Source organism: Planomonospora antibiotica (assembly GCF_014647955.1).
Classification (GTDB): Bacteria; Actinomycetota; Actinomycetes; order Streptosporangiales; family Streptosporangiaceae; genus Planomonospora; species Planomonospora parontospora.
Genome location: NZ_BMQE01000008.1, coordinates 15,655 through 32,416, shown reverse-complemented (window position 1 = coordinate 32,416; position 16,762 = coordinate 15,655). Strand labels below are relative to the sequence as shown.

Genomic DNA, 16,762 nt, shown 5'->3' with positions numbered 1-16,762 from the left:
TACCCTAGATGCCTGTTTGTTCACTACGGTTACGCCCCATGGCGACCGTTCTCGTGGTGGAAGACGACGAGTACGTACGCTCCGCGATCATCCAGGAACTGAGCAGGCGCCGGCACGCCGTGCGCAGCGCGGGGCGTGCTCTCGACGCGTTGCGGGAGATCACCCAGCATCCCCCGGACGCGGTGATCCTCGACCTCGGCCTGCCCGACCTGGACGGCTCGGAGGCGCTGAAGATGGTGCGCAGCGTCTCCAGCGTCCCGGTGATCGTGGCCACCGCCCGGGACGACGAGGCGGAGATCGTCCGCCTGCTGCAGGCCGGGGCGGACGACTACCTGGTCAAACCGTTCTCCGGGGACCACCTGAACGCCCGGCTGGAGGCCGTCCTGCGGCGCGCGCGGCCCGCCGGACCGTCGAAGGTGGTCCGCGCGGGAGGACTCGCCGTGGACCTGGACCGCAGGGAGGCCACCGTGGACGGCGTGCCGCTCACGCTGACCCGCCGGGAGTTCGACCTGCTGGCCTACCTCGCGGCCCGGGCCGACCGGGTCGTCTCCCGCAAGGAGCTGCTCGCCGAGGTGTGGCAGCAGTCCTACGGCGACGACCAGACCATCGACGTCCACCTGTCGTGGCTGCGCCGCAAACTCGGCGAGAGCGCCTCCGCGCCCCGCTACCTGCACACCGTGCGCGGGGTCGGCGTCATGCTGGTCACACCCCGATGAGGCGGACCCTCGCCCTGCTCGCACTCGCCGGCGCCTCGATGATCGCCCTGGCCTTCCTCATCCCCCTCGGGATCATCGTCAAGGAGATCGCCCACACCAGGGCCATCTCCGAGGCCGAACGGCAGGCCTCGGCGCTCGTCCCGGTGCTGGCGATCACCCTCGACCCGAACCGGCTCCCCCACGCCCTGGCCAGCAGCGGGGCCCGGGACCGCATCGCCGTGCACCTGCCGGGCGGCGGCACGGTCGGCACCGTCCGCGCGCCCGCCGCGACCGTGGCCGCGGTCTCCCGGCTGACGAGGGCCGACACCGTCGAGACCGGCACCGGTTACCTCCTGCTGCGCCCGGTCGCCCTGGACGGCGGACGGACCGTGGTCGTCGAGGTCTTCGTGCCCGCCGAGGAGCTGACCCGGGGCGTCGCCCAGTCGTGGGCGGTGCTGGCCGGGCTCGCCGTGGTGCTGGCCGCGGGGTCGGTGCTGGTCGCCGACCGGCTGGGCGTGCGCATGGTGCGGGCGGCTCGGCGGCTCGGCCGGGCCGCGAGCTCGCTGGGCGCCGGCGACCTCAGCGTCCGCATCCGGCCCGAGGGCCCGCCCGAGCTCGTCACCGCGGCGGAGGCCTTCAACGCCATGGCCGACCGGGTCGTGCAGCTGCTCGCCGCCGAACGCGAGATGGCCGCCGACCTGTCGCACCGGCTCCGCACCCCGCTGACCGCCCTGCGGCTCAGCCTCGACCACCTGGGCCCGGAGGCGGAGCAGAGCCGCCACTCCCTCAGCCGGCTGGAGTCCGAGGTCGACCAGATCATCGCGGCGGCCCGCGCCCCCTCCCGTGCCCCGGAAGCCGTCTCCTGCGACGCGGCCGAGGTGCTGCGCGAGCGGCTCACCTTCTGGTCCGCCCTCGCCGAGGACCAGCAGCGGCCGTGGGAACTGATCGGCGCGGACGCGCCCGTCCGCGTCCCGGTCCCGGCGGCCGAGCTCAGCGCCGTCGTGGACGCCCTGCTCGGCAACGTCTTCCGGCACACCCCCCAGGGCACCGCCTTCACCGTGACCCTGCACCAGGGCTCCGGCACGGTGGGCGTGCTCATCGCCGACGCCGGACCGGGCATCCCCGACCCGGCGGCGGCGCTGCGGCGCGGGGCCAGCGGCGCGGGCTCCACCGGGCTGGGCCTGGACATCGCCCGCCGGCTCGCGGAGTCCTCGGGGGGCGATCTGAGGATCGACGCCTCCTCCCTCGGCGGCGCCCGGGTCCAGCTCTGGTTCCGCACCGACACCCGCGACCGCACGCCGCGCACCGCACGCCGCCTGGTCGGCAGCCGCTGGTCCCGCCGGAACGCGAACGTCTGACCACCCTGTGAAGCGACTCCGAGACGGCCGTCTCACGCGCCGCGGCCCGCCGCTCCAGCGAGTCCGCCCGGCGGCCGCGCCGACCCGGAAAACGACGGGATCCCGCCCGATCGGGTGATCGGACGGGATCCCGTCAACGCATTCCAGGCCATTTCGAGAACGGCCCCGGAGTGGAGCTATGGGGATTCGAACCCCAGACCTCCTCCATGCCATGGAGGCGCGCTACCAGCTGCGCCATAGCCCCTGGTCACCGCTCCGAGTGCTCTCGTCGCGGCGCTCCGGAAGCATATAGGGACATCGTCCCGTTCACCTAATCGACGTCCGTACGGCTCGCGCCCGTCACCGGGGCGAGCCGTACGACCAGGCGATCAGGTCCGCGTGGCCTCGGGACTGTCGTCGCTCTGGACCGGCTCGGGCAGGGTCCCGGCGTTGTGCTCCATGAGGCGCCAGCCCTTGCGTCCCTCCTCCAGCACCGACCACGAGCAGTTGCCCAGGCCGCCCAGCGCCGGCCAGTGCTCCTGGGGCAGTCCCATCAGCTTGGCGACGCCGAGCCTGATCGCGGCTCCGTGGGAGACCACGACCAGCAGCCCGTCGGGCTCCAGCCGGGCGGCCCAGCGGCGGACCGCCGCCGAGACCCGTTCGGCGACGTCGGCGACGTCCTCTCCGCCCGGAGCCTCCCAGGCGGCGAACTCACGGGGCCAGCCGGTGGAGATCTGCTCCCGGGTGAGCCCCTCCCACTCGCCGCCGCCGCGCTCGCGCAGGTCCTTGTCCACGGCCACGTCCAGGCCGGTGACCCCGCCCAGCGCCCTGGCGGTGTGCAGGGCGCGCTGGAGGTCGGAGGAGACGATCATGTCGGGGCGCAGGTAGGCGAGCAGTCCGGCGGCACGGGCGGCCTGAGCCGCACCGGTCTCGTCCAGCGGGATGTCGGTGTGCCCCTGGAACCGCCGCTCGACGTTCCACAGCGTCTGGCCGTGCCGCAGGCACACGACACGGCGGCTCATCCGGCCCCCTGCCGCCAGGTGTGAGCCGCCGTGCGGCCGTGCTCGCCGGCGCTCGTGCGCCTCAGCCTCACAGAGCGTCCTCCGGCGCCGCCGGCCGGGCACGCTGCGCGGCGACCTGCGTCACGCTGTCCGGCAGGGCGATGGCGGGGCAGTCCTTCCAGAGGCGCTCGAGCGCGTAGAAGGTGCGGTCCTCCTCGTGCTGGACGTGCACGACGATGTCGATGAAGTCGAGGAGGACCCAGCGGCCCTCGCGCTCGCCCTCGCGGCGGACCGGCTTGACATCGGCCTCGACCCGCAGCCGCTCCTCGATCTCGTCGACGATGGCGCGGACCTGGCGGTCGTTGGTGGCGGAGCAGAGCAGGAACGCGTCGGTGATGACGAGCTGGTCGCTCACGTCATAGGCGAGGATGTCGTCGGCCAGTTTGTCCGCCGCCGCCTCGGCGGCGATCCTGACGAGCTGGACGGATCTGTCGGTTGCGGTCACGGTGTGGGTCAGTCCTCCGGTAGTCGGCGCTGTCACCCCTAAGGATGCCCGGCACGGCCCGCGGCGAAAGCGGGCAGTCAGTACAACGCCTATCGTGTGCCACCCGATTCCACACCGCAAACCGATTGCCGGGACGGCCGGAGCACGGACCCCGGCCGCCCGGTTCCGCCCGCACCGGCGGGAGGGCACCGGTCGCTATGGTGACCAGGGTGGACATCGACACCTGGTGGGACATCATCGAGCGAGTACGGAGATCCGCCGGTGACCGGGCCGACGACCGGGACCCGCCGGACGACCCCATAGTGGAGATCCTGACCGGCTCGCTCGCCGAGCTGGAACCCGCTGAGATCATCGCGTTCAAGCGGCTCTTCGTCCAGGTCGCGGACTCCGCGTACCGGTGGCCGCTGTGGAACGCCGCCCATCTCATCCAGGGCGGATGCGGGGACGACGGCTTCATCGACTTCCGCGCGGGGCTGGTGCTGCTGGGGCGCGCGACGTTCACCCGGGCCGTCGCCGACCCCGACTCGCTCGCGGAGCTTCCCGTGGTGGTACGGATGAGCCGCGACGAAGGCGGCTGGATCGGCTGCGAGGACGCCTCCTACGCGGCGCAGCGGGCGTACGAACGCGTTCAGGGCGAATCGGAGTCGTTCGACGACGTGGTGACGGCCGCGGTGGCCGCCATGGACCTCCTGGAACACCCCACCGGAGAGGACTGGGACGTGGACGACGACGACGAGACCCGCCGCCGCCTCCCCCGCCTGGCCGCCCTGTTCCTCGGCCCCGCGGACCGGCCCGCTCCGCCGCCCCGATGACGTGTCCCACCCGGTGTACGGGCGTGCCCCGCCGTTCGTTCATGACGAACGGCCCGGTCAGCCCTCCGGCCGCCGGTACAGCCCGCGCTTGTTGATGTACTGCACGATGCCGTCCGGTACCAGGTACCAGATGGGCTCCCCCGAGGCGACCCGCTGCCTGCACTCCGACGACGAGATGGCCAGCGCCGGGATCTCCAGCAGGCTCACCCGCCCCTCGGGCAGGCCGGGGTCGTGCAGGTGGTGGCCGGGCCGGGTCGCGCCGACGAAGTGCGCGATGGTGAACAGCTCGTCCACGTCGCGCCAGCTCAGTATCTGGGCGAGGGCGTCGGCGCCGGTGATGAAGTACAGCTCCGTGTCCGGGCCGTGGGCCACGGAGATGTCCCGCAGGGTGTCGATGGTGAAGGTGGGACCCGGCCGGTCGATGTCCACCCTGCTCACGGAGAAGCGCGGGTTGGAGGCGGTCGCGATCACGGTCATCAGGTAGCGGTCCTCCGGCGCCGAGACGACCTGGTCCGCCTTCTGCCACGGTCGGCCGGTCGGCACGAAGACGACCTCGTCGAGGTCGAAGTGGTGGGCGACCTCGCTGGCGGCCACCAGGTGCCCGTGGTGGATCGGGTCGAAGGTCCCGCCCATCACACCCAGACGGCGCTTTCCGTAGCCGGTGGGAGCGTTCATCATGAAATGGACCATACGCGTGAACCGCACAGAGCTTTTAACCAGCCCCCGCGCGTGCCGCCCGGGGCCGACGTAGCATGCCGGGCATGACCACCACCCCGGATCGCAACCGCGTGCAGCTCCCCGGCATCAGCTCCCGCGCCTACGAACATCCCGCCGACCGGTCCGCGCTGGTCGCCCTCCGCTCGCTCAGCGGGTTCGACACGGTCCTCAAGCAGATGTCCGGGCTGATCAGCGAGCGCCGCCTGCGCCTGATCTACCTCGCCTCCGCGGTGCGCACGAGCGACACCCAGTTCCGCGCCCTGCACGACATGGGCCGCGACGCCGCCTACGTGCTCGACCTCCACCGCATCCCGGAGGTCTACGTCCAGCAGAGCCCGCAGGTCCAGGCCAAGGCCATCGGCTTCGACGACCCGTTCATCGTCGTCACCACCGGCCTGCTCGACCTGATGGACGAGGAGGAGCAGCGCTTCGTCATCGGCCACGAGACCGCGCACATCCTCTCCGGTCACGCGGTCTACCGCACGATGCTGGACATCCTCACCCGGCTGGCCACCCGCGTGGCCTGGATCCCGCTCGGCTACATCGGCCTGCGCGCGATCGTGGCGGGCCTGGAGGAGTGGCACCGCAAGTCCGAGCTCTCCGCCGACCGCGGCGGCCTCCTCGTCGGCCAGGACCCCGACGCCGCCCTGCGGGCGCTGATGAAGCTCGCCGGCGGCTCGCGCCTGCACGAGATGAACATCGAGGCCTTCCTCGACCAGGCCCGCGAGTACGACACGGCGGGCGACGTCCGCGACGGCCTGCTGAAGGTCCTGAACCTGCTCGGCACGACCCATCCGTTCGCGGTCTCCCGCGTCGCCGAGCTCGACAAGTGGCGCCGCGGCGGGGAGTACGACACGATCCTCGGCGGCGCCTACCCCCGCCGCGCCGACGACTCCAGCGCCAAGATCTCCGAGGAGGTCAAGGCCGCCGCCCGGTCCTACCGCGAGTCGTGGTCGCAGTCCCAGGACCCGTTCATCGGCGTCCTGCGCGACGTGGCAGAGGGCGCGGTCAACGCCGGCGAGCGGATCTTCAACCGGTTCGCCCGCCGTGACGGCAACTGAGCCGTATCGTTCCCTTATCGTTCACGAAAGGTCCGGGAGTTCACCTTCCGGGCCTTTCGCATAGGTAAACTAATTTGCACACAAAACGGGCCTAGTTTACTGTTCGGCCCCATGAGAATCCGTATGATCGCCGCCACGCCTACCCCATCAAGGACGAGGCGCTGACGAAGAACGCCCTGTACGGCACCGGCGCACTCGCCGAGCAGGAATGCGCCGAGAAATCCGTCAAGGACGGCGACCCCGCTTCGGCCAAGAAGTATCTGACCGCAGTGCTGAACTGCCTGAACGCCTCGTGGAAGACGCATCTCGAAGCGGCGGGCCTGCAGTTCACCAAGCCCGTCGTCAAGTTCTACACCAAGGCCCCCGCCCGCTTCTGCGGTCACAAGTTCGGCGACTCGGAGGCGTGGCACTGCCCTGAGTCAAGAACGATCGCCATCCGTCTCCACAAGAACCTGCTCCAGAACACGGGCGATCTTTACCTGCTCCACCTCATGAGCCAGATGTACGCCTACCACGTGCAGGAGCTCGCCGGAATCGGCGAGGCCTACCGGGCCGCTCCCTACAAGAACACCTCCGAGCTGAACGAGCAGCACCGTCGGCACTCTCTGCAGATGGACTGCCTGGCCGGCGTGTTCATCAAGAGCGTGTGGTCCTCGCTGGAACGGCCGGTCTCCAACTGGAACCACCTGATGGGCATGGTGAAGGACACCGGCGATGTGAAGGGAAAGGACCGCGTCTACGGCAAGGGTGCCAGCCGCGTCCACTGGTCCAAGCAGGGTTACGCCACCGGTGACCCCGCCTCCTGCAACACCTGGGCCGCCTCTCCCGCCAAGGTGAGCTAGGACAGTCCGACCGGGGCCGGTGCCCCGCGAAGACCGGCTCTCAGAGCACCAGCGCGACCACGCGCACGGCCGCCGTGCACACGGCGGCGAAACCGCCCAGCACGACCATCGCGCGCAGGCCCTCCCGGCGGAGCTCCGGCAGCCGGGAACCGGCCCGTTCCACCTCCCGGCCGGTGATCCATCCGCAGACCACACCGAACACGACACCGGCGACGGCGACGGGGACCGGGGCGGGTTGCAGCCACCATTCCGGGGGCAGCGACCCGCCCATGGTCAGCCACAGGGTGAGCGCGGCCAGCCCCGCCGCGGGGGCGCCCGGCCAGACCGCGGCGGTCAGCAGAGATCCGGTGAGGGCGAGCGGGAAGCCGAGCACCCGCAGGGCCCTCCGGACGGCGGCCGACCTGTGCCTCCTGACCAGCCAGTGCCCCGTCCAGACAGCGCGGGTCAGGACGACGAACACGGCGGTGACCGCGAAGGTGGCCGGCGGCCAGATCACCGAGGTCACGACGCAGGGAATCGCCAGCACCGCGAGGACGATCAGGGTCAGGTTCCCCGCGGGCAGCGGCCCCGCCGGAGAGCCCGCCACGGCCTCCGCCGCCGGAGAGCCGTCCCCCTGCCGTCCTCTGCCCGTTCCCGGAGCCGCCCGTTCCACCACCGGGAGCCGGCGTCCGGCCTTCGCGTTCTCCCCCGTGGTCGAGCGCGCGCCGCGCGGCGCCCCGCCGTTCCTCAGCGCGGTCCTCATCCGGGGCTCGGACCCCACCGGAGCGGAACCGGTCCGCTCCGAGCCCGTCCGCTCCAGACCGGTCCTCTCCTGGCCGGTCCGCTCCTGGCCGGTCCGCTGCGCCCCCGGCTGCTGCGTGCCCGCCCGGCGCGGGCCGGTCGCCCTCGCGGACGGCTCCGGCGTCCCTGCGGAGACGGGATCGGTGAAGGAGGCCCGCGCCAGCCGGGACAGCCTGCCCGCGAGGAGGGCCGCCGTGGGCCGCTTGGCGGCCTCCCGGTGGAGGGCCGCGCGGATCAGCGGGAGGAGGGCCGCGGGAACACCGGCCAGATCCGCCTGCCCGTTGAGGATGGCGTACATCTGCGCCTCGACCGTGCCCCGGCCGAAGGTGGGACGGCCGGTCGCGGCGAAGGCGACCGTCGCCGCCCAGGCGTGGACGTCGGCCGGCTCCCCCACCGGCTCGTCGGCGAACAGCTCGGGAGCGGCGTAGCCCGGTGTGCCGAGGAAGGTGCCGGTCATCGTGAGCCGGGTGGCGTCCAGCACCTGGGCGATGCCGAAGTCGATGAGCACGGGCTCACCCGAAGCGCTGAGCAGGACGTTGGCCGGTTTGAGATCGCGGTGGACGACCCCCGCCGCGTGGATGATCGCCAGCGCCGTGGCCAGGCCGTGCGCCAGGCCGATCAGGTCGGCGCCCTCCAGAGGGCCGTCGCGCCGTACCCGGTCCAGCAGGGTGTCGCCCTCGATGTACTCCATGACCAGGTAGGGCCGGTCGCCGTCCAGGTCGGCGTCGAGCACCCGGGCGACGTAGGGGCTCTCCACCCGCCGGAGCGCACGGACCTCGCGCTCCAGGCGTATGCCGGCCTCCGAGTCGGCGTCCACCGTGTCATGGAGCATCTTGAGCGCGGCCTTCTCCCCACGCCGGGCCGTGGCGAGGTAGACCTCGCCCATGCCGCCCCTGCCGAGGCGATCCACCAGCGTGTACGGGCCGACGCGCCCGAGCCTGCCCACCCGCCCTCCACCCATAGGAGACCACACCATAGCGGGCGGGTACGACGAATCTCCGGCGACGCGCCGGAGCCGGAAGCATCAGCGTGCAGGGAGACCGCGGCGGAGGAGGAGGCGGCTCACGGCCGGCCGGCGTACTCGCGCCGGTCCGCGGACCCGTGCCGCTCGGCGGACTCCCACCGGTCGTCGCCGTCCCCGCCGTCCCCGTCCCCCCGGTCGGGGACGAGCAGGCTCTCCAGCTCGGCCACGGGCCCGGCCGACAGGTCCAGGCGGCCCTTCCGCCGCCAGTTCACGTGTCCCCGGCTCTCCAGGAACAGCATCAGACGGTCGACGCCGAACAGCACGACGCCCACGAAGAGAATCCCGATCACGGTCTGCATGGACGCCAATCCAACCACCCATGCCCACTGCGGAGCGCATCGACACGTTCACACACCGCGACTTTCAATGCTCTTCACCAGGCCGTGAAGGAACCCGCGGAGCCCGGTCCCGGGCCCCGCGGTCCGTCCGCCCCTACCGCGACTCGCCCGGGCAGGAGGCGATGGCCGTGCCCGAGGACGTGCGCAGGTGGCCCTCCCCGGTGTAGACCCACTTGGTGGAGGTCAGCTCCGGCAGCCCCATCGGGCCGCGGGCGTGCAGCTTCTGGGTGGAGATGCCGATCTCCGCGCCGAAGCCGAACTCGCCGCCGTCGGTGAACCGGGTCGAGGCGTTGACCGCCACGGCCGCGGAGTCGACGAGGGCGACGAACCTGCGGGAGGCGGTGACCGATCGGGTGACGATCGCCTCGGTGTGGGCGGAGCCGTACTTCCTGATGTGCGCGACCGCGTCCTCCAGCGACTCGACCACGGCGGCGGCGATGTCCAGCGAGAGGTACTCCGCGCGGAAGTCCTCCTCGCCGGCCGGGACCACGGCGTCGCCGTACGCGGCGATCCTCGTGTCGCCGTGGACCGTGACCCCCGCCTCGGCCAGCGCCGCCAGGGCGCGCGGCACGAAGGCGTCGGCGACGGCGGCGTGCACGAGGAACGTCTCGGCGGCGTTGCAGACCGAGGGCCGCTGCGCCTTGGCGTTGAGCAGGATCTCGACCGCCAGGTCGAGGTCGGCGTCGGCGTCGACGTAGACGTGGCAGTTGCCGGTGCCGGTCTCGATGACCGGGACCGTCGACTCCTGCACCACCGACTCGATCAGCGAGGCCCCGCCGCGCGGGATCAGCACGTCGACCAGCCCGCGGGCCTTCATCAGCGCCTTGACCGAGTCGCGGGTCACCCCGGGCACCAGCTGTACGGCTCCCGCCGGGACCTCCGTGCCCGCCAGCGCCTCCTGCATGACCCGCACGAGCACCGTGTTGGACTCGTACGCGCTGGAGGAGCCGCGCAGCAGGGTGGCGTTCCCGCTCTTGAGGCAGAGCGCCGCCGCGTCGACCGTGACGTTGGGACGGCCCTCGTAGATGATGCCGACCACGCCGAGCGGCACCCGGAGCTGGCGCAGCTCCAGCCCGTTGGGCAGCGTGCTCCCCCGGACGACCTCGCCCACCGGGTCGGGCAGGTCGGCGACCTGCCGCACGGCGTCGGCGACGGCCTCGATCCGGGCGGCGTCCAGGCTGAGCCGGTCGACCATGTACTCGGAGGTGCCGTTCTCGCGGGCCCTGGCCACGTCGATCGCGTTGGCCTCGATGATCTCGGCGGAGCGGGCCACCAGCGCGTCGGCGATCGCCCGCAGCGCCGCGTCCTTCGGCGCCCGCGGCAGCGGGGCCAGCTCGGTGGCGGCCTCCTTCGCCGCCAGGGCCACCTTCAGGAAATCTTCGGAGACCTCGGAAGCGGTCGTGAGGTCTCCCGACGACGCAGACATGTCGCACTCCATGGGGACTAGTGGGTGGGCTCCAGTATGACGATGTCGTCACGGTGGATCAGTTCGCGTTCATATTCCGGACCGAGGCTGCTGGCCAGCTCCCGGGTGGACCGGCCGAGCAGGTCCGGGATCTCCGCGGCGTCGAAGTTGACCAGGCCTCTGGCGACGACCCCTCCGAACGGCCCGCACAGGTCCACCGGGTCGCCCGCCGCGAAATCGCCCTCGACCCCGGTGACCCCGGCGGGCAGCAGCGACTTGCGGCGGCCGACGACCGCCTCGACCGCTCCCGGGTCCAGGTGGAGGCGGCCGCGGCCGGTGGCGGCGTGGGCCAGCCAGAGCAGCCGGGTGCCCGGGTGGCGCCCGGCCGGGTGGAAGTAGGTGCCGATGTCGGCCCCGGCGAGGGCCTGGGCGGCGTGCGCGGCGGCGGTGAGCACCACGGGCACGCCGGCGCCGGTGGCGATCCTGGCCGCCTGCACCTTGGTGACCATCCCGCCCGTGCCGACCGCGCCGCTCCCGCCGAGCTCGACCCCGTCCAGGTCCTCGGGGCCGCGCACGTCGGCCAGCCGGCGCGAGCCCGCCTTGCGGGGGTCGCCGTCGTAGAGCGCGTCCACGTCCGAGAGCAGCACCAGCGCGTCGGCGCGGGTCAGGTGGGCCACCAGCGCGGCGAGCCGGTCGTTGTCGCCGAAGCGGATCTCGTCGGTGGCGACGGTGTCGTTCTCGTTGACGATCGGGACGATGTCGAGTTCCAGCAGGCGGCCGAGCGTGCGCTGGGCGTTGGCGTGGTGCGCGCGGCGCATCATGTCGTCGGCCGTCAGCAGCACCTGGCCGACGCGCAGGCCGTACCGGGCGAAGGACGAGGTGTAGCGGGCCACCAGCACGCCCTGGCCGACCGAGGCGGCGGCCTGCTGGGTGGCCAGGTCGCGGGGTCGCGCGGACAGGCCCAGCGGGCCGAGCCCGGCCGCGATGGCGCCGGAGGAGACCAGCACGATCTGGGTGCCGGTCCTCCGCCGGGCGGCGAGCACGTCGACCAGGGCGTCCACCCGGTCGACGTCGATCATCCCCTGCGGGGTGGTGAGCGAGGACGAACCCACTTTCACGACGAGACGTGCTGCCGTACGGATCCGATCGCGCGCAGGGGTCACGACGCGTGCCTTTCTTCTGGAGCAGGTGGGAGGAAGGATCGGGTCAGCCGAGCCGGTTGTCGGTGCCCCGCGGGCCCTGGTGCACCGCCTCGGCGTTGAGGGTGGGCTGCCAGTCGAAGATGTAGCCGTTCTCCATGGAGCCGATGACGACCTCGGCGCCGGCCTTGGCGCCGGCCTTGAGCAGCTCCTCCTCGACGCCGAGCCGCTCCAGCCGGTCGGCGAGGTAGCCGACGGCCTCGTCGTTGGTGAAGTCCGTCTGGCGGATCCACCGCTCCGGCTTGACCCCGGTGACCTGGAAGGTGTTCTCGTCGACCCGGCGCACGGCGAACCCGGCGTCACCGAGCTGCCTGGGCTTGATGACCAGGCGGGTCGGCTCGGTCACCGGGACGGCCGCGCGGGCGGCGGCGACCATCTCGCCCATGGCGAAGGTCAGCTCGCGGAGTCCCTCGTGGGTGGCCGCGGAGATCGGGAAGACCCGCATGCCGCGCTCCTCCAGCATCGGCCGGACGATGTCGACCAGCTCGCGCGCGTCGGGCACGTCGGTCTTGTTGAGCACGGCCAGGCGCGGGCGGTCCTCCAGCTTGCCGTACGCGGCCAGCTCGGCCTCGATCGCCTCGTAGTCGCTGATCGGGTCCCGGCCCGGCTCCATGGTCGCGCAGTCGATCACGTGCACGAGCGTGCTGCACCGCTCGACGTGGCGCAGGAACTCGTGGCCGAGGCCCTTGCCCTCGGAGGCCCCGGGGATCAGGCCGGGCACGTCGGCGACGGTGAAGACCGTGTCCCCGGCGGTGACCACGCCGAGGTTGGGCACCAGCGTGGTGAACGGGTAGTCGGCGATCTTCGGCCGGGCCGCGCTCAGCGCCGCGATGAGGGAGGACTTGCCCGCGCTGGGGAAGCCGACCAGCGCCACGTCCGCGACGCTCTTCATCTCCAGCATCACGTCGAGCTCGTCGCCGGGCTCGCCGAGCAGCGCGAAGCCGGGGGCCTTGCGCTTGGCGGAGGCCAGCGCGGCGTTGCCCAGGCCGCCGTGGCCGCCCTCGGCGACGACGTAGCGGGTGCCCGCGCCGACCAGGTCGACGAGCACCTCGCCGGTGGCGGCGTTCTTCACCACGGTCCCTGACGGGACCGGCAGGACGACGTCGGCCCCGTTGGCGCCGTCGCGGTTGGAGCCCGACCCCTGCTTGCCGTTGTCGGCCTTGCGGTGCGGGCGGCGGTGGTAGTCCAGCAGGGTGGCGGTGTTCGCGTCCACCTCCAGGATCACGTCGCCGCCGCGTCCCCCGTTGCCGCCGTCGGGGCCGCCCAGCGGCTTGAACTTCTCCCGATGCACAGAGGCGCAGCCATGTCCCCCGTCACCGGCCTTGATGTGCAGGACCACCTGGTCCACAAAGTCCGGCATGTCTGCTCTCCTACCCCCATCTTCGGGACCCGCTGTCGGGGATGCCCCGTTTCGCAACACGAACAGGGGTGGACCGCTGGACGCGATCCACCCCTGCCCTAACGTCTGTCGGTGCGGATCTACTCCGCGACCGGGACGATGTTCACCGCGCGGCGACCGCGCTTGAAGCCGAACTGCACGTGGCCCGCGGCCAGCGCGAACAGCGTGTCGTCGCCACCGCGGCCGACGTTGTCGCCCGGGTGGAAGTGGGTGCCACGCTGGCGGACGATGATCTCACCGGCGTTGACCAGCTGGCCGCCGAAGCGCTTCACACCGAGCCGCTGGGCGTTCGAGTCACGGCCGTTCCGAGTGGACGACGCGCCCTTCTTGTGTGCCATCTCGCAAAACTCCCGAAACTCAGGCCTGGTCGATGCCAGTGATCTTCACCTGGGTGTACCGCTGACGGTGACCCTGGCGCTTCTTGTAACCGGTCTTGTTCTTGTACTTCAGAATCCGGATCTTCGGACCCTTGGTCTCGCCGAGGATCTCGGCGGCGACCGTGAACCTGCCCGCCTCGGTGGTCACGTCGCCGTCGTTGACGACGAGCACCGTCGGCAGCGTAACCGTGGAACCGACCTCGCCGGCGACCTTGTCCACCTCGAGGACGTCACCGACGGAGACCTTCTGCTGCCTGCCGCCGCAACGAACGATCGCGTACACCGCGGAACCCTTCTTCTGCCTACTTGCTCGCTGGATGCTGCGCCCCGCATCCGGCTGTGGTCACCGAAATTGGACCGACGAACCGGGTAGGCGCGCGAACAGGGCGCGCCACTAGCGCACCGATTCACCAGGGTACCGGACTGCGGTGCCCTGGTCGAACCGGGCGGAACGTCGGGTTGCCGGCGCGGCATGGCGCGCCGGCGGTCACCGGACCGATGGGTCCCCCGCCCTGGGGCGGGCTGGACCTAGTCGGCCGGCTTGGCCTTGCGGGAGCGTCGCCGCCCCCTTCCGGCAGCCTGTACGGCCTGCGTGTCCTCATCCGGGACATCGTCAAGCGCATCGGTCACCGTATCACGTCCGGACTGCCCGCTGGCCGCGACCGCGCTCCCCGCGTCCTTGGCCAGCTTCTCCGCGACCGCCTTCTCCACCGCCATCTTGCCCTGGGTGCCGCGCGGCTCGGGCCTGCCCTCGACCGGCTCGGCCGAGATGTGCAGGCCCCGGCCGTTGCAGCACTCGCAGACGGTGGAGAACGCCTCCAGGAGGCCCTGTCCGACGCGCTTGCGCGTCATCTGGACCAGTCCCAGGGACGTCACCTCGGCGACCTGGTGCTTGGTCCGATCACGGGCCAGGCACTCCAGCAGCCGCCGCAGCACCAGGTCCCGGTTGCTCTCCAGCACCATGTCGATGAAGTCGATGACGATGATGCCGCCGATGTCCCGGAGCCTGAGCTGGCGGACGATCTCCTCGGCCGCCTCCAGGTTGTTGCGGGTGACGGTCTCCTCGAGGTTGCCGCCCTGCCCGGTGAACTTGCCGGTGTTGACGTCGACGACGGTCATCGCCTCGGTCCGGTCGATCACCAGCGAACCGCCGCTGGGCAGCCAGACCTTGCGCTCCATCGCCTTGGCGATCTGCTCGTCGATCCGGTAGGCCGCGAAGACGTCGCCGTTCTCGTCCCACCTCGTCAGCCGGTCGGCCAGGTGCGGGGCCACGTAGCGGACGTACTCGTCCACCGTGTCCCACACCTCGCCCGCGACGACCAGCGAGGTGAAGTCCTCGTTGAACACGTCCCGGACCACCCGGACGGTCAGGTCCGGCTCCGAGGAGAGCAGCTCGGGCGCGCTGGCCGACTTGGCCTTGCGCTGGATGTTCTCCCACTGGGCCGAGAGCCTGGCCACGTCGCGGCCGAGCTCCTCCTCCGAGGCGCCCTCCGCGGCCGTGCGGACGATCACACCGGCGTTCTCCGGCATGACCTTCTTGAGGATGCTCTTGAGCCGGGTCCGCTCCTTGTCGGGGAGCTTGCGGCTGATGCCGGTCATCGAGCCGTCGGGCACGTAGACCAGGTAGCGGCCGGGCAGGCTGATCTGCGACGTCAGCCGGGCGCCCTTGTGGCCCATCGGGTCCTTGGTGACCTGGACCAGGACGGCCTGTCCCGACTTGAGCGCCACCTCGATGCGCTTGGGCTGGCCCTCCAGCCCGGCGGTGTCGAAGTTGACCTCACCGGCGTACAGCACCGCGTTGCGGCCCTTGCCGATGTCGACGAAGGCCGCCTCCATGCTCGGCAGGACGTTCTGCACCTTGCCGAGGTAGACGTTGCCCACGTAGGACTGGCTCGCCTCGCGGTTGACGTAGTGCTCGACGAGGACGTCGTCCTCCAGCACCGCGATCTGGGTCCGGTCGCCGGTGCGGCGGACCACCATCACCCGCTCGACGGACTCCCGGCGGGCCAGGAACTCCGACTCCGTGATGATCGGCGGACGCCTGCGGCCGAGCTCGCGGCCCTCCCGGCGGCGCTGCTTCTTGGCCTCCAGGCGGGTCGAGCCCCGCACGCTCTGCACCTCGTCCATGGCGCTGCCGCGCCCGGCCCGGGGCGCGCGGATGCGCACCACCGTGTTCGGCGGGACCTCCTGGACGTCCTCCGCCTCCTCGGAACCCCGGCGGCGGCGACGGCGGCGACGGCGCGAGGTGCCGCCCTCCTCCGTCTCGGCCTCCTCCCGCTCGGCCTCGGCCGATCCGGCGGCGGACTCGTCCGCGCCCTGCTCGGAGTCGCCGTTCTCGGCCTCCTCCTGCTCGCGCGTCTTCCCGCGCCCGCGGCCGCCCCGGCGGCGGCGGCGACGGCGGCCGGCGGCCTCGTCGTCGCCGTCGGCCTCCTCCTCCTCGCCCTCTTCCTCCTCGGGCTCCTCCTCGATCCCGGCGGGCTCGAACGGCTGCGCCGGAGCGGGGCGGGCGGGAGGCTGCTGGACCAGGGAGGGGTCGGGAGCCTGGAACAGCGGCTGGAACACCGCCGCGGGGGCCTGGAAGGTCACCGAGGGCACCTCTGCGTGTCCCTGGACGGTCAGCCCGAACGGGTCGGTGAAGAGGCCGGGCCGGTCCTCGCCGGCCTCCTCCTCGGCCTCCTCCGCCGGCGCCTCGGCGGGCACAGAGAGCAGCAGCGACGCCGCGACCTCCGCGGCCTCGGCCGTGGTCAGGTCGACGGGCGGCTCCGGCTCCGCCTCAACGGTCTCGACGGCCTTCTTGCGCGTGCGGGTCCGCTTGGCCGGGGCCGCGGGGCGCTCCTCGGCGGCCTCGGGCCCCGGGGCGGCGGCCTCCTCCGCGGCGGGCTCGGCCGCGGCCTTGCGGGTACGGCTGCGCCGCGCGGGCGGCGCGGCCTCCTCCGCGGAGGCCGGGGCGGCCGCCCTGCGCCGGGTGGCGCGCTTCGGCGGCGCCTCCTCCTGCGTGGGTCCAGGAGCCACAGCGGGCTCCTCCTCCCGGGCCGGAGCCCCGGCGGACCTCTCCTCCGGGGCCGGGGCCTGCACGGCCTCCGGGATCCCGGCGGCCGGCTCCGGTCGCCGGGCCGGCTCCGGAGCGGGCTCCAGATCCTCCGGCTCCGGCGGCGGGCCCGCGGGCCTGCTGGCGGCTCGCCGGCGACGCGGCTGAACTGTCTTTTCCGTTACGTCCCCGGCAGGGCCATTGGCCCCGACGTTGGGCTCGTTGTCGAGCATGCGGGCGCT

Annotated in this window: 16 protein-coding genes and 1 tRNA gene; 5 read left to right on the top strand and 12 right to left on the bottom strand. The window is 72.3% G+C overall.

Annotated elements, in window-relative coordinates:
- The first annotated feature begins 38 nt into the window (after positions 1 to 38).
- Together IEZ06_RS09875 and IEZ06_RS09870 are read left to right on the top strand one after the other, a co-directional pair.
- On the top strand, positions 39 to 716 hold the full coding sequence (locus IEZ06_RS09875; protein WP_068898867.1) for a response regulator transcription factor: 678 nt from the start codon (positions 39 to 41) through the stop codon (positions 714 to 716).
- Positions 713 to 2,053: a sensor histidine kinase gene (locus tag IEZ06_RS09870; RefSeq protein ID WP_189236383.1), complete on the top strand. Its 1,341-nt coding sequence runs from the start codon at positions 713 to 715 to the stop codon at positions 2,051 to 2,053. The genes IEZ06_RS09875 and IEZ06_RS09870 overlap by 4 nt, the downstream gene beginning before the upstream one ends.
- A 171-nt stretch (positions 2,054 to 2,224) precedes the next feature.
- Here IEZ06_RS09870 and IEZ06_RS09865 read toward each other — a convergent pair.
- The 3 genes from IEZ06_RS09865 to rsfS all read right to left on the bottom strand — a co-directional run bounded on the left by IEZ06_RS09865 (position 2,225) and on the right by rsfS (position 3,538).
- Positions 2,225 to 2,297: transfer RNA gene (locus IEZ06_RS09865), tRNA-Ala, on the bottom strand.
- Between the two features lie 124 nt (positions 2,298 to 2,421).
- The gene (locus tag IEZ06_RS09860) at positions 2,422 to 3,054 is read right to left on the bottom strand and encodes a histidine phosphatase family protein (protein WP_189236382.1); all 633 of its coding nucleotides are present in this window, start codon (positions 3,052 to 3,054) and stop codon (positions 2,422 to 2,424) included.
- A 67-nt stretch (positions 3,055 to 3,121) separates the two neighbouring features.
- The gene (rsfS, locus tag IEZ06_RS09855; protein ID WP_068898876.1) at positions 3,122 to 3,538 is read right to left on the bottom strand and encodes a ribosome silencing factor; all 417 of its coding nucleotides are present in this window, start codon (positions 3,536 to 3,538) and stop codon (positions 3,122 to 3,124) included.
- Between the two features lie 209 nt (positions 3,539 to 3,747).
- Here rsfS and IEZ06_RS09850 point away from each other — a divergent pair, with 209 nt between their 5' ends.
- Complete coding sequence (locus IEZ06_RS09850; protein WP_189236381.1) at positions 3,748 to 4,350, top strand: DUF4240 domain-containing protein; 603 nt, start codon at positions 3,748 to 3,750, stop codon at positions 4,348 to 4,350.
- A gap of 57 nt (positions 4,351 to 4,407) precedes the next feature.
- Here IEZ06_RS09850 and nadD read toward each other — a convergent pair whose 3' ends face one another.
- Entirely contained in the window at positions 4,408 to 5,028 is a 621-nt protein-coding gene (nadD, locus tag IEZ06_RS09845; protein ID WP_189236380.1) for a nicotinate-nucleotide adenylyltransferase, read from the bottom strand.
- 74 nt (positions 5,029 to 5,102) lie between these two features.
- On the opposite strand from nadD, the gene IEZ06_RS09840 reads away from it, so the two are divergent.
- Both IEZ06_RS09840 and IEZ06_RS09835 read left to right on the top strand, forming a co-directional pair.
- Positions 5,103 to 6,128, top strand: a complete 1,026-nt coding sequence (locus IEZ06_RS09840; RefSeq protein WP_189236379.1) for a M48 family metallopeptidase — start codon at positions 5,103 to 5,105, stop codon at positions 6,126 to 6,128.
- 146 nt (positions 6,129 to 6,274) lie between these two features.
- A complete protein-coding gene (locus IEZ06_RS09835; RefSeq protein ID WP_308427633.1) occupies positions 6,275 to 6,970 on the top strand; it encodes a neutral zinc metallopeptidase in 696 nt (231 codons plus the stop codon).
- A 40-nt stretch (positions 6,971 to 7,010) separates the two neighbouring features.
- Here IEZ06_RS09835 and IEZ06_RS09830 read toward each other — a convergent pair whose 3' ends face one another.
- The 8 genes from IEZ06_RS09830 to IEZ06_RS09795 form a co-directional block, all read right to left on the bottom strand.
- Positions 7,011 to 8,696: a serine/threonine-protein kinase gene (locus tag IEZ06_RS09830; protein WP_189236377.1), complete on the bottom strand. Its 1,686-nt coding sequence runs from the start codon at positions 8,694 to 8,696 to the stop codon at positions 7,011 to 7,013.
- Positions 8,697 to 8,812: 116 nt separating this feature from the next.
- The gene (locus tag IEZ06_RS09825) at positions 8,813 to 9,073 is read right to left on the bottom strand and encodes a hypothetical protein (RefSeq protein ID WP_189236376.1); all 261 of its coding nucleotides are present in this window, start codon (positions 9,071 to 9,073) and stop codon (positions 8,813 to 8,815) included.
- Positions 9,074 to 9,206: 133 nt separating this feature from the next.
- Positions 9,207 to 10,538 (bottom strand): glutamate-5-semialdehyde dehydrogenase, encoded by a 1,332-nt coding sequence (locus IEZ06_RS09820; protein ID WP_189236375.1) that lies wholly within the window; start codon positions 10,536 to 10,538, stop codon positions 9,207 to 9,209.
- Positions 10,539 to 10,555: 17 nt separating this feature from the next.
- Positions 10,556 to 11,680, bottom strand: coding sequence for a glutamate 5-kinase (proB, locus tag IEZ06_RS09815; protein ID WP_229797913.1), 1,125 nt, complete (start codon positions 11,678 to 11,680; stop codon positions 10,556 to 10,558).
- 43 nt (positions 11,681 to 11,723) lie between these two features.
- The gene (gene obgE, locus IEZ06_RS09810; RefSeq protein ID WP_189236374.1) at positions 11,724 to 13,076 is read right to left on the bottom strand and encodes a GTPase ObgE; all 1,353 of its coding nucleotides are present in this window, start codon (positions 13,074 to 13,076) and stop codon (positions 11,724 to 11,726) included.
- A 119-nt stretch (positions 13,077 to 13,195) separates the two neighbouring features.
- Positions 13,196 to 13,453 (bottom strand): 50S ribosomal protein L27, encoded by a 258-nt coding sequence (gene rpmA / locus IEZ06_RS09805; RefSeq protein ID WP_068898892.1) that lies wholly within the window; start codon positions 13,451 to 13,453, stop codon positions 13,196 to 13,198.
- A 19-nt stretch (positions 13,454 to 13,472) separates the two neighbouring features.
- On the bottom strand, positions 13,473 to 13,775 hold the full coding sequence (rplU, locus tag IEZ06_RS09800; protein ID WP_068898894.1) for a 50S ribosomal protein L21: 303 nt from the start codon (positions 13,773 to 13,775) through the stop codon (positions 13,473 to 13,475).
- 245 nt (positions 13,776 to 14,020) lie between these two features.
- Complete coding sequence (locus IEZ06_RS09795; RefSeq protein WP_189236373.1) at positions 14,021 to 16,753, bottom strand: Rne/Rng family ribonuclease; 2,733 nt, start codon at positions 16,751 to 16,753, stop codon at positions 14,021 to 14,023.
- Positions 16,754 to 16,762: the final 9 nt, after the last annotated feature.

Coding starts and splice junctions, on each gene's coding strand:
- IEZ06_RS09875 (WP_068898867.1), top strand. CDS start 39: ATGGCGACCGTTCTCGTGGTGGAAGACGACGAGTACGTACGCTCCGCG.
- IEZ06_RS09870 (WP_189236383.1), top strand. CDS start 713: ATGAGGCGGACCCTCGCCCTGCTCGCACTCGCCGGCGCCTCGATGATC.
- IEZ06_RS09860 (WP_189236382.1), bottom strand. CDS start 3,054: ATGAGCCGCCGTGTCGTGTGCCTGCGGCACGGCCAGACGCTGTGGAAC.
- nadD (WP_189236380.1), bottom strand. CDS start 5,028: ATGATGAACGCTCCCACCGGCTACGGAAAGCGCCGTCTGGGTGTGATG.
- IEZ06_RS09840 (WP_189236379.1), top strand. CDS start 5,103: ATGCCGGGCATGACCACCACCCCGGATCGCAACCGCGTGCAGCTCCCC.
- IEZ06_RS09825 (WP_189236376.1), bottom strand. CDS start 9,073: ATGCAGACCGTGATCGGGATTCTCTTCGTGGGCGTCGTGCTGTTCGGC.
- IEZ06_RS09820 (WP_189236375.1), bottom strand. CDS start 10,538: ATGTCTGCGTCGTCGGGAGACCTCACGACCGCTTCCGAGGTCTCCGAA.
- obgE (WP_189236374.1), bottom strand. CDS start 13,076: ATGCCGGACTTTGTGGACCAGGTGGTCCTGCACATCAAGGCCGGTGAC.
- rpmA (WP_068898892.1), bottom strand. CDS start 13,453: ATGGCACACAAGAAGGGCGCGTCGTCCACTCGGAACGGCCGTGACTCG.
- IEZ06_RS09795 (WP_189236373.1), bottom strand. CDS start 16,753: ATGCTCGACAACGAGCCCAACGTCGGGGCCAATGGCCCTGCCGGGGAC.